Source organism: Quadrisphaera sp. DVD1 (assembly GCF_058932755.1).
In genome coordinates this window covers 23,562-34,772 of the sequence record NZ_JBZYWI010000013.1, presented here as the reverse complement: position 1 = coordinate 34,772, position 11,211 = coordinate 23,562, and the positions used below count along the sequence as shown (strand labels likewise).

The following is an 11,211-nucleotide window of genomic DNA, read 5'->3' as shown; positions in this document are numbered from 1 at the left end:
GGGCGGTCGGGCGGGCCGGCTGCGGGGGAGTGCTGGGAGTCATCGCCGTCCTGTCCTGGGCTGGTCCTGCCGCGACCGTAGGCGCCCCGGCTGGGAGGTTCCTGGGTGTCGAGCGGGAGTCGTGGGTGCCGGGGCGGGCGTGGCGGGAGGCGCTGCGGCGGCAGCGGGGCAGGATGGGTCCGTGCAGCGAGGCGGGGGGCGGGTCCCAGGGGCGGAGGAGGTTCCGGACCGGGAGGAGCGCCGCTCCGCCGCGGCGCACCGGCTGCTCGTCGAGGGCTCGCACAGCGCCGCGCTGGACCGGCTGGGGGAGCTGGCCACCCGGCTGCTGGCCGCCCCGGTCGCCGAGGTCTCCCTCCTCGGGGACGTCCGCACCGTGGTGGGGGGCGCCGGGCGGGTCGCGGGCGCCCCGCCCCACCGCCAGGAACCGGTGGAGGTCTCGCTGTGCGCGGTGGCGGCCGCAGCCGGCGAGCCGCTGGTCGTCTCCGACGCGCGGCAGGACCCGCGCGTCGCGGACCTGCCGCTGGTCGCCGCGGGGGAGGTCGTCGCCTACCTGGGCGTCCCGCTCAGCGCCGAGGACGGCGCGACGTTCGGCGCGCTGTGCGTCTTCGGGCCCGCGCCGCGGGAGTGGACCGACGCCGACGTCGTCCTCCTGCAGCAGCTGGCCGACTCGGCCGTGGCCGAGCTCGAGCTCTCGGCGCTGTCCGCGGAGTACGAGTCGAGCCGGCTGCGCTGGCTGCTCGCGATCGACGCCGCCGGCGTGGGCGGCTTCGACTGGGACCTGGGCACCGGGCGGCTGTCGTGGGACGACCGGCTGGTCGAGCTCTTCGGGTACGAGCGCGCGGCCTTCGACGAGACGATCGAGGCGTTCAACGCCCGGGTGCACCCGGAGGACCTGCCGCGCGTCACCGCGGCCCTGCAGGGGGCGGTGGACCGGTGCGGGGAGTACGCGGCGGAGTACCGCGTCGTCCTCCCCGACGCCTCGGTGCGCTGGATCCAGGCGCGCGGCCGCGCCCTGTCGGACGGGCGCGGGCGGGCCGTGCGCCTCCTCGGCGCCGCCTACGACACCACCGCCGTGCACGAGGGCGAGGCCCGGGTCTCCAGCGTGCTGGAGGCGATGTCGGCCGCGTTCTTCTCCGTCGGCCGGGACTGGCGGTTCAACTACGTCAACGCCGAGGCCGAGCGCCTCCTCGGCCGCCGCCGCCAGGAGCTCGTGGGCGCGAGCCTGTGGGAGGAGTTCCCCGAGGCCGTCGGCAGCGAGTTCGAGCGCGCCTACCGCGGCGTGGTCGAGCACGGGCGCCCGGCCACGTTCGAGGCGTACTACCCGCCCCCGCTGGACGCCTGGTACGAGGTGCGCGCCTGGCCGGTGCCGGACGGGCTGTCGGTGTACTTCCTCGACATCAGCCAGCGCCGGCAGGCGCAGGAGCGCGCCGACCGCGCCGCCGCCCGGCTGGAGCTGCTCGTCGAGGTCAGCGCAGCCCTCGCCGAGACCCTGGAGCCGCGGGCGGCCGTGGCGCGCCTGGCGCGGCTGGTGGTGCCGGCGCTCGCCGACTGGTGCATCGTCTCCCTCGTCGACGAGGACGGCGCGGTCCGCGACGTCGGCTGGTGGCACGCCGACCCCCTGCTGCGCCCGGTCCTGGCGGAGTACGCCGAGCTGCGCCAGGGCGCGCTGTCCGGCCGCTCCTTCGTGGCCAGGGCGCTGCGCACCGGCCGCCCCGCCCACATCGACGCCGACGCCGCCCGCGCGGTCCGCGAGGTCCTCGACGACGCCAGGGCGCGCGAGCTGCTCGACGTGCTCGCCCCCGACACCGGCGCCGTCCTGCCGCTGCGCGGCCGCGGGCGGACCCTGGGCCTGCTGTCGGTGTTCCGCGGCCGCAGCGGCCCGCCGGTCGGTGACGAGGACCTCGCCACCGCCGAGGAGGTCGCCGCGCGCGCCGGCCTGGCCCTCGACAACGCCCGCCTCTACGACCAGCAGAAGCGCCTGTCCGAGGACCTCCAGCGCGGCCTGCTCACCGAACCGCCCGAGCCCGACCACGCGCAGGTCGTCGTCCGCTACGCCCCGGCCGCCGAGGCCGCCCAGGTCGGCGGTGACTGGTACGACGCCTTCCTGCAGCCGTCCGGGAGCACGGTGCTCGTCATCGGCGACGTCGTCGGCCACGACAGCGCCGCCGCGGCGGCGATGGGCCAGCTGCGCGGCCTGCTGCGCGGCATCGCGTTCCACACCGGGGACGGACCGGCCGCCGTCCTGGCGGGCCTGGACGCGGCGATGGAGGGCCTGCAGGTGGAGACCACGGCCACCGCGGCCGTGGTCCGCCTCGAGCAGACCCCGGACGAGCGGGTGCGCGGGCTGACGCGGGTGCGCTGGTCCAGCGCCGGCCACCCGCCTCCCATGGCGCTCGCGCCCGACGGCTCGGTCCTCGTGATGAGCGGCGTGGAGGCGGACCTGCTGCTGGGGATCGACCCCACCACGCGCCGGGTGGAGTCGGTGCTCACCGTGGACCGCGGCACCACGGTGCTGCTCTACACCGACGGGCTCGTCGAGCGGCGCGACCAGTCGCTGGAGGTGGGGCTGGCCCGGCTGCGCGACGCCCTCGCCGAGCTCGCCGACCTGCCCCTGGACGACCTGTGCGACGCGCTCCTGCAGCGGCTGCTGCCGGAGCGCGCCGAGGACGACGTCGCGCTGGTCGCCGTCCGCCTGCACCCGCAGGACCGGCCCCGGCCCGCCGAGGCCGGTCCCAACCGGCTGCCTCCGGAGGTCCCCCCGGAGCCTGGGCTCAGCCCGGGTTGACGTAGGCCGTCTTGACCAGGGTGTAGAACTCCCGCGCGTAGCTGCCCTGCTCGCGGGGGCCGTAGCTCGAGCCGCGGCTGCCGCCGAAGGCGACGTGGTAGTCCACGCCCGCCGTCGGGGCGTTGACCATGACCATGCCGGCGCGGGCGTGCCGCTTGAAGTGGCTCGCCCGGCTCAGCGAGGTGGTGCAGATCCCCGCGGAGAGCCCGAACTCGGTGTCGTTGGCGGCGGCCAGCGCGGCGTCGTAGTCCGCGACCCGCACGACCGACGCGACGGGCCCGAAGACCTCCTCGCGGTTGATGCGCATGTCGTTGGCCGTGCCGGTGACGAGGGCCGGGGCCATGTAGTAGCCGGGGGTGGCCAGGTCGAGCCGCTCGCCGCCGAAGACCTCCCCGCCCTCGGAGCCGGCCACCGCGACGTACTCGAGGTCCTGGTCGAGCTGCGCCTGGCTGACGACCGGCCCGACGACGGTGCCCTCCTCCAGCGCGTGGCCGACCTTCAGCCCGCGCACCCGCTCGAGCAGGGCCTCGACGAAGCGGTCGTGGATCCCCTCCGTGACGATGAGGCGAGAGGAGGCGGTGCACCGCTGGCCGGTGGAGAAGTACGCCCCGTTCACGCACGCCGCCACGGCGGTCTCGAGGTCCGCGTCGTCGAGGACCACCATGGGGTTCTTGCCGCCCATCTCGGTCTGGACGCGCTTGTGCGTCTGCGCGCACCGCACGGCGATCCCGCGGCCCACCCCGACCGAGCCGGTGAAGCTGATCGCGGTGACGTCGGGGGAGGACACGAGCGCCTCGCCCACCACGGAGCCCCGGCCCATCACGAGGTTGAGCACCCCCGGCGGCAGGCCGGAGTCCTCGAGGATCTTCACGAGCTCCCAGGTGCACCCCGGCGTGAGGTCGGCCGGCTTCACCACGACGGTGTTGCCGAAGGCCAGGGCGGGCGCCATCTTCCAGGCGGGGATGGCGATCGGGAAGTTCCAGGGCGTGATCAGGCCGACCACGCCGAGGGGCTCGCGCGTCATCTCCACGGTCATGCCGGGGCGGACGGACGCGACGACGTCGCCGGTCACCCGCAGGGCCTCCCCGGCGAAGAACTTGAAGATCTGCCCGGCGCGGACGACCTCGCCCACCGCCTCCCCCAGCGGCTTGCCCTCCTCGCGGGCCAGCAGCCTCGCGAGCTCCGCCCGGCGGGCGAGCACCTGCGTGCCGGCGGCGTCCAGGACGTCGAAGCGCTGCTGCGGCGTGGACGTCGACCAGGCGCCGAAGGCGTCGTTCGCGGCCGCCACGGCGGCCTGCACGGCCGCGGCGTCGCCCTGCGCGTACTCCCCGACCACGTCGCCGAGGTCGGAGGGGTTGGTGTTGGGGGCGTAGGCGGGTCCCTCGACCCACTCGCCGCCGATGTGGTTCCGGTACTGCTGCACGGAGGTCCTCCGGTCTCTCAGCGGGCCGCGGTGGCGCGGGTGGTCGGGGCTGTCTGGAGCAGCCCCCGGGTGGCCAGGTTGCGCATCAGCGCCCGGATGCCGAACTCCCAGTCGGGGGCGTCTTCGGCCGAGGTGACGGTGTTGACCAGGGAGCCCAGGCGCGGGGAGGAGATGGAGACCACGTCGCCCTCGCGGTGCGTGAAGCCCTGCCCGGCGACGCCGCGGTCCTCCGTCGGCGCGAACATCGTGCCGGTGAAGAGGACGAAGCCGTCGGGGTACTGGTGGTGGGGACCCCGCGCGTGGGCGACCAGGTCGAGGGGGTGGCGGCTGATCTCGCTCACCGGGTTCACGCCCTCGAGCACGTAGCCCTCCGGGCCCTCGACCCGCAGGCGGACGTCCACCCCGCGCGCGTCGTCCAGGGAGAACCCGTCGTCGAAGAGGCGCAGGAGGGGCCCGAGGGCGCAGGAGGCGTTGTTGTCCTTGGCCTCGGTGAGCAGGAGGGCGCTGCGCCCCTCGAAGTCGCGCAGGTTGACGTCGTTGCCGAGCATCGCGCCGACCGGGGTGCCCGAGGAGGTCACGGCCAGCACGAGCTCGGGCTCGGGGTTGTTCCACGACGACCGGGCGAGGACGCCGATCTGGGCGCCGGTGCCCACGGCGGACAGGACGGGGGCCTTGGTGAAGATCTCCGGGTCGGGGCCGATGCCGACCTCGAGGTACTGCGACCACAGGCCCTCCTCCAGGAGCACCTCCTTGACCCGCGCCGCCTCCTCCGATCCCGGCCGGACGCGCGAGACGGCGCCGCCGACCACGTCCCCGATCCGCCGGCGGACCTCCTCGGCGCGGGCCGGGTCGCCGGCCGCCCGCTCCTCGATGACCCGTTCGAGCATGCTCCGCACGAACGTCACGCCCGCGGCCTTGATGACCTGGAGGTCGATCGGTGCGAGCAGCCGGGGGGACGCGGCGTCACGGGCCAGGGTGGCGCGCAGCACCTCGTCGAGGGCCCACGTGCGCCCGCCGGGCGCCGAGCGCACCACGTCCACGGCGTCCGGGCGCTCGAGGAGGTCGGCCACCGTCGGCTCGACCTCCGTGAGGTCGACGAGCAGGTCGCCGCGGACGGCGGCCACGCAGGGGCCTCCGGAGGAGGGGTCGTGGACGCGGGCCAGCAGCGTCGCCGTCGCCGCGTCGTCGGGCAGGACGGCGTCCACGCGCGTGCTCAGATCCATCGGGGTGCCTTCCGGGTCGGGGCCGCGCCTCATGGTGCGGCGGGCGTGGGGGTGGTGAGGACGTCGATGAGCCGGCTGGCCGCGAAGGTGCGCAGGCGCTGCACCGAGCCGGTGGAGAACCACGCCACGTGCGGGGTGAGCAGGACGCGGGGGTCGCGCACGAGCGGGTCCTGGGGGTCGGCGGGCTCGGTCCACCACACGTCCAGGCCCGCGCCGGCCAGCTGGCCGCTGGCCAGGGCGGCCTCGAGCGCGCCGCGGTCCACCAGGCCCGCCCGCGCGGTGTTGACGAGGAAGGAGCCGGGGGCCATCAGCCCCAGCGCCCGGGCGTCGACGACGCCGCGGGTGCCCTCGGTCAGCGGCGCGTGGACGCTGACCGCCGTGCTCGCCCGCCACAGCTCCTCGAAGGCGACGGGCCGGGCGCCGGTCGCCTCGACGTCGGCGGCGTCGACGTAGGGGTCGTGGGCCAGCACCGTCATCCCGAAGGCGCGGGCGCGGACGCCGACCTCGCGGGCGATCGCGCCGAAGCCCAGCAGCCCGAGCGTGCACTCGCGCAGCTCGCGGGGGTCGGGCAGGTCGCCGCGGGACGGCCACCCGCCCCGCGCGGTGGCCGCCGACCACGCCGGGACCCCTCGCAGCAGCGACAGCAGGAGGGTGACGGCGTGGTCGGCCACCTCCGCGGAGCCGTAGTCCGGCACGTTGCGCGCCACCACCCCGAGCTCGCGGGCGGCCTGGGTGTCGACGTTGTCCATGCCCACGCCGTAGCGGAAGAGCGCGCGCACCCCGGGGCAGGCCTCCAGGACGCCCCGGGTGATCGGCGCGTACTGCACGAGCAGACCCACCGCGCCGCTGTCCCGCACCGCCTCGACGACGTCGTCCTCGGTGCGGCAGTCGGCGACCACCAGGCGGTGACCGGCGGCCTCCACCTCGGCCCGCTCCAGGTCGGCGGGCCCCATGTCGCAGTCGGTGATGAGCACCACGGGCGGGGCGCTGCCGGTGCTCCCGGTGCGGGTCTGGGGATCGGTGCGGGTCTCGGTCATGGTGGGCCCCTCCGTCGCGGCCTGGTGGTGCTCGTGGTGCTCGTGGGCGGTGGTCAGCGAGGGAGGAAGGACCGCTCGCCGTGGACGGCCAGCTCGGCGAGGACGGCGTCCGGGTCGCCGGCCTCGATGACCTCGAGCAGGCGGCGGTGCCGCCCGACGTGGGTCACCAGGTCCTCGTACTCGTGCTCGCGCGTGTAGAGGTTGCGCGCCATGCAGAGCATCTGCTGCTGCTGCACGGCCGCGTAGCTCTCGTCCAGCCGGCGGTGGCCGGCCAGCGCGACGATCGAGGCGTGGAACGCGTAGGCGTGCGTGACCAGCGCGCCGCGGTCCTCCTCGCGCGCGCTCGCCTCCATCCGCTCCAGCGCCGCGCGGCACACGGCGAGGCGCTCGGGGTCGCGCACCGGCACCCCGAGCTCGACGGCGAGGCGCTCGAGCGCCGAGCGCAGGGTGAGGATCTCGAAGACGTCCTGGTCGGTGAGGGTGGCCACGGTCGACCCCCGGCGCGGGCGGGTGACGATCAGCCCCTCCTGCTGCAGCAGGCGCAGCGCCTCGCGCAGCGGCGGGCGGCTGATCCCGAGCTCCTCGGTCAGCCGCTCCTCGATGAGCCGCTCACCGGGGGCCAGGCGGCCGGCGAGGATCATGCCCCGGATCGACTCGGCCGCGAGCTGGACCAGGCTCGGCGCGTCGATCCGCGCGTCCGTGCGCGCGTCGATCCGCGTGATGGTGGCCGCGCCCTGCGCCCGCAGGAGGTGCGGCACGTCGACGCTCGACGGGACGGCTGCGAGACCCGCCGTGGCGACGGCGGCGGCGGCGCCACGGGGGGCGGACTGCGCGCGCGGGCTCATGGTGGCTCCTGGAGGTCGTCCGGCCGGGACCCTTGCGCCCCTGATCCGTCTGTTGTAGACAATAGCCCGCTGGTGCGACGGAGGGCCAGAGCGGTCGGGGAGCGAAGAGCCCGAGCGCGCAGTCTCCTCCCGAAGCCCCTCAACGACGAGAAGGGAACCTGATGTCGCTCACCGACTCCACCACCACCGAGGCAGCGAAGGCCGACCCGTCCGACCTGAACAGCCTGTACAAGCACCTGCGGGTCTGCGACGTGGCCGACGCCCTGGACGGCATCGGGTACTTCAACCTGACGCTCATGGACAAGGACGTGCGCCCGCTCTGGAGCGGGATGCGCTTCTGGGGCTCGGCGGCGACCATCCGCTGCGTCCCGTCCAACAAGCCGATGTGGAAGCTCGACTCGACCCAGGACATCGTCGAGGCCCACCGCATCTGGTTCGAGCGCTACGGCCACATCAACCTGCCGGCCGACCTCGCCCCCGGGCACGTCATCGTCATGGAGTCCGGCGGCGGCCCCGAGGTCGGCTTCTGGGGCTCGGAGAACGCCATGGCCTCCGTGGGCAAGGGCGCCGTCGGGATCATCACCGACGGGTACTGCCGCGACACCGGCGAGGTCATCCTCCAGAAGAACCCGGTCGTGGCCCGCCACCGCGGCCGCACGATCATCCCCGGCCGCATCGAGGTCGTCGAGGTCCAGGGCACCATCGCCTGCGGCGGCGTGCAGGTGCAGCCCGGTGACATCGTCGGGTGCGACGACGACGGCGTGGTCGTCGTCCCCGCCGCCGTCGCGCAGGAGGTCGCCGTCCACGGGCGCGCCATCCTCCTGGCCGACATGAACGCCCGGCGCAAGCACTACGCCAGCCAGGGCCGCCCCGCCGACAGCACCGTCGACGTCGAGGCCGTCCTCGCCTACTACGAAGGCCTCTGACCGGCCGCGGGGCGCCCTCGGGCGCCCCGCGCCGACCCCCACGACCCCTCCTCCCGGGAGCACACCCATGGCAGCGTCGCCAGGCACCACCCAGGTCGGCTTCGTCGGCCTGGGCAACATCGGCCGTCCCATGGCCCTCGCGCTCCTCGGTGGCGGGTGGGACGTGACCGTCCTCGACCGCTCGGCCGAGAAGGCCCAGGCCCTGCGCGAGGCCGGCGCCGCCGTGGCCGAGGGGCCGGCCGACCTGGCGCGGTGCCAGGTGCTCGTCCTCGCGGTGCCGGACGACGCGGCCGTGGAGTCGGTCCTCGAGGGCCCCGACGGCTGGCTCGAGCGCGGCGGCGACGGGCGCACGGTGGTCATCCACAGCACCGTGATGCCGGAGACGGCCGCCCGGCTCGCCGACGTCGCGCGGGAGCACGGCGTCGGGCTGCTGGACGCGCCGGTGAGCGGGGGAGCGGCGCGCGCCGAGGCCGGTGACCTGACGATCATGGTCGGCGGCGACGAGGCGGTCCTCGAGGAGGTCCGGCCCCTGCTGGACACGGAGGGCAGCCAGGTGCTGCTCGTCGGCGCGCCGGGCGCCGGTGCGGCCACGAAGCTGGCCAACCAGCTGATGATGCTGTCGGCGCTGGCGGGGGTGCACGAGGCCCTCGACCTGGCGGCCGCCCACGGCGTCGCCGAGGAGGCCGTCTTCGAGGCCACCGCCTCGAGCACCGGGGACTCGTGGGTGGCCCGCAACTGGGGCTTCTTCGACAAGACCGCCGCCGCCTACGACGAGGGCGGCACGCCCCCGCGCGAGCGGCCGTGGAGCAAGGACCTGTTCGAGGTGGTGGCGGCGGCCCGCGCCGCCGACGTCCGCGTGCCGGTGGCGGGGCTGCTCGCCCAGGTGCTCGCGGACCGGGTCGAGGCGCACGCCGCGGCCCAGCAGCAGCGACCCGCAGGAGGTGCGGAGTGAGAGGCGTTCGAGAGAGGGCCAGTGCGCCCCAGGGCGACGGCTCGCAGCCGGTCCCGCTGAGCCGGCAGGTGGGCCAGCTGGCCCGCGACCCCGGAGCCGGGCTCGACCCGGCCCCCGCCGGTCGCCGGCCGATGGGCCAGTCCCGGCGCGAGGCGCTGGCGGGCTACGGGTTCCTCCTGCCGTGGTTCGGCGGGATGGCGCTGCTGACGCTGGGCCCGATGGCGTACTCGCTGTACCTGTCGTTCACGAAGTACAACCTGCTGACGCCGCCGGAGTGGCGGGGGCTGGCGAACTACCAGCGGATGCTCGACGACCCGCGGTTCCTCAACTCCATCGGGGTCACGCTGCAGTACGTCGTCATCGCCGTGCCGTCGATCCTCGCGGTCTCCCTGGCGGTGGCCATGATCCTCAACATGGGCATGCGCTTCCTGCCCTTCTACCGGGCGGCGTTCTACCTGCCGTCGCTCATCGGCGCCAGCGTCGCGATCGCGGTGCTGTGGCGGCAGATCTTCGGCGGCACCGGTGTCTTCAACGCCGTCCTGGACGTCTTCGGGATCGAGGGCAAGAGCTGGATCGGCAACCCCAGCACGGCCCTCTACACGCTGATCATCCTCAGCGTGTGGACGTTCGGGTCCGCGATGATCATCTTCCTGGCCGGGCTCCGGCAGGTGCCCAAGGAGCTGTACGAGGCGGCCTCCGTGGACGGCGCGGGCCCCGTCCGGCGCTTCTTCCACGTGACGCTGCCCCTGCTCACGCCGCTGATCTTCTTCAACGTGCTGCTGACCACGGTGAACGCCTTCCAGGCCTTCACCCCGGCGTACGTGGTCAGCAACGGCACGGGCGGGCCGCTGGACTCCACGCTCTTCTACACGCTCTACCTCTACCAGCGCGGCTTCTCCAACCTGGAGATGGGCTACGCCTCGGCCATGGCGTGGGTCCTGGTCGTCGTCCTCGGCCTCTTCACCGCCTTCATGTTCGCCACCTCCCGCTTCTGGGTCCACTACGGAGACGAGAAATGACCGCTCAGGCTCCCGCGGCGCCCGTGGCGCTGCAGCGACCGGTCTTCGGCCGGCGCCGGTCCAAGAACAAGGTCGTCATCGGGCTGGTCCGCCACGCGGTGCTGCTGCTCGTCCTCGCCGTGATCCTCTACCCGCTGCTGTGGATGATCGGCGCGTCGCTGCGGCCCAGCAACGAGGCGTTCGGCACGATCGGGCTGTGGTCGGGGAACCTCACCTTCGACAACTACCGGGAGGGCTGGAGCTTCGGCAGCCTGAACTTCTCCCGGTACTTCATGAACTCGCTCGTGATCACCGTGCTGTGCATCCTCGGCAACGTCATCTCGTGCTCGCTGGCGGCCTACGCGTTCGCGCGGCTGGAGTTCCCGTTCAAGCGGACGCTGTTCGCCCTGATGCTCGGCACGATGCTCCTTCCCTACCACGTGACGCTCGTGCCGCAGTACGTCATGTTCAACGAGCTCGCCTGGATCAACACGATCCTGCCGCTGGTGGTGCCCAAGTTCCTGGCCACCGACGCGTTCTTCATCTTCCTCATGGTCCAGTTCATCCGGACCCTGCCGCGCGAGCTGGACGCCGCTGCCCGGCTGGACGGCTGCGGCCACGTCGGCATCTTCCGGCGGATCATCCTGCCCCTGTCCATCCCGGCGATCGGGACGACGGCGCTGTTCACCTTCATCCACACCTGGAACGACTTCCTCGGCCCGCTGCTCTACCTGAACCAGCCGGAGAAGTGGACCGTGGCGCAGGGCCTCAACGGCTTCCTGGACGCCACCGGGGAGTCGGCCTTCGGGCCCCTGTTCGCCATGGCGACGCTGTCGCTGGCGCCGATCATCGGCTTCTTCCTCGTCGCCCAGAAGCTGCTCATCGAGGGCATCGCCACGAGCGGCCTCAAGTAGCAGGTCACGATCGGGTGACGGTGCTTGATCAGCGGGCTCGACTATTGTAGACAATACCTGCACAGCATGTCCTGGACGACGCCGACGGAGGCGCCGCAGGGACCGGTC

At 74.1% G+C, this 11,211-nt stretch carries 9 protein-coding genes; 5 read left to right on the top strand and 4 right to left on the bottom strand.

From position 1 onward, the window contains the following. The first annotated feature begins 181 nt into the window (after positions 1-181). On the top strand, positions 182-2,785 hold the full coding sequence (locus tag AC5FZL_RS02825; protein ID WP_493617049.1) for a SpoIIE family protein phosphatase: 2,604 nt from the start codon (positions 182-184) through the stop codon (positions 2,783-2,785). Here AC5FZL_RS02825 and AC5FZL_RS02820 read toward each other — a convergent pair. From AC5FZL_RS02820 to AC5FZL_RS02805, 4 genes are read right to left on the bottom strand one after another with little or no spacing between them, the layout of a single operon-like run. Then, positions 2,772-4,208: an aldehyde dehydrogenase family protein gene (locus AC5FZL_RS02820; protein WP_493617048.1), complete on the bottom strand. Its 1,437-nt coding sequence runs from the start codon at positions 4,206-4,208 to the stop codon at positions 2,772-2,774. The two genes, AC5FZL_RS02825 and AC5FZL_RS02820, sit on opposite strands and share 14 nt — an antisense overlap. 17 nt (positions 4,209-4,225) lie before the next feature. Continuing rightward, positions 4,226-5,431 (bottom strand): fumarylacetoacetate hydrolase family protein, encoded by a 1,206-nt coding sequence (locus AC5FZL_RS02815; RefSeq protein WP_493617047.1) that lies wholly within the window; start codon positions 5,429-5,431, stop codon positions 4,226-4,228. Positions 5,432-5,460: 29 nt separating this feature from the next. Further along, positions 5,461-6,468: a C-terminal binding protein gene (locus AC5FZL_RS02810; protein ID WP_493617046.1), complete on the bottom strand. Its 1,008-nt coding sequence runs from the start codon at positions 6,466-6,468 to the stop codon at positions 5,461-5,463. Between the two features lie 53 nt (positions 6,469-6,521). Next, complete coding sequence (locus tag AC5FZL_RS02805; RefSeq protein WP_493617045.1) at positions 6,522-7,313, bottom strand: GntR family transcriptional regulator; 792 nt, start codon at positions 7,311-7,313, stop codon at positions 6,522-6,524. Positions 7,314-7,474: 161 nt separating this feature from the next. Here AC5FZL_RS02805 and AC5FZL_RS02800 point away from each other — a divergent pair, with 161 nt between their 5' ends. From AC5FZL_RS02800 to AC5FZL_RS02785, 4 genes are all read left to right on the top strand, one after another. Next, on the top strand, positions 7,475-8,239 hold the full coding sequence (locus AC5FZL_RS02800) for an RraA family protein (RefSeq protein ID WP_493617044.1): 765 nt from the start codon (positions 7,475-7,477) through the stop codon (positions 8,237-8,239). A 67-nt stretch (positions 8,240-8,306) separates the two neighbouring features. Then, positions 8,307-9,191: an NAD(P)-dependent oxidoreductase gene (locus tag AC5FZL_RS02795; protein WP_493617043.1), complete on the top strand. Its 885-nt coding sequence runs from the start codon at positions 8,307-8,309 to the stop codon at positions 9,189-9,191. 131 nt (positions 9,192-9,322) lie between these two features. Next, positions 9,323-10,210, top strand: a complete 888-nt coding sequence (locus AC5FZL_RS02790; protein WP_493617051.1) for a carbohydrate ABC transporter permease — start codon at positions 9,323-9,325, stop codon at positions 10,208-10,210. Beyond that, positions 10,207-11,103, top strand: a complete 897-nt coding sequence (locus AC5FZL_RS02785) for a carbohydrate ABC transporter permease (protein WP_493617042.1) — start codon at positions 10,207-10,209, stop codon at positions 11,101-11,103. Before AC5FZL_RS02790 ends, AC5FZL_RS02785 begins: the two co-directional genes overlap by 4 nt. The last annotated feature ends 108 nt before the right edge of the window (positions 11,104-11,211 follow it).

Excerpts from the sequence above, each read along its gene's own strand:
- AC5FZL_RS02815 (WP_493617047.1), bottom strand. The coding sequence starts at position 5,431 with ATGGATCTGAGCACGCGCGTGGACGCCGTCCTGCCCGACGACGCGGCG.
- AC5FZL_RS02810 (WP_493617046.1), bottom strand. The coding sequence starts at position 6,468 with ATGACCGAGACCCGCACCGATCCCCAGACCCGCACCGGGAGCACCGGC.
- AC5FZL_RS02805 (WP_493617045.1), bottom strand. The coding sequence starts at position 7,313 with ATGAGCCCGCGCGCGCAGTCCGCCCCCCGTGGCGCCGCCGCCGCCGTC.
- AC5FZL_RS02800 (WP_493617044.1), top strand. The coding sequence starts at position 7,475 with ATGTCGCTCACCGACTCCACCACCACCGAGGCAGCGAAGGCCGACCCG.
- AC5FZL_RS02795 (WP_493617043.1), top strand. The coding sequence starts at position 8,307 with ATGGCAGCGTCGCCAGGCACCACCCAGGTCGGCTTCGTCGGCCTGGGC.
- AC5FZL_RS02790 (WP_493617051.1), top strand. The coding sequence starts at position 9,323 with ATGGGCCAGTCCCGGCGCGAGGCGCTGGCGGGCTACGGGTTCCTCCTG.
- AC5FZL_RS02785 (WP_493617042.1), top strand. The coding sequence starts at position 10,207 with ATGACCGCTCAGGCTCCCGCGGCGCCCGTGGCGCTGCAGCGACCGGTC.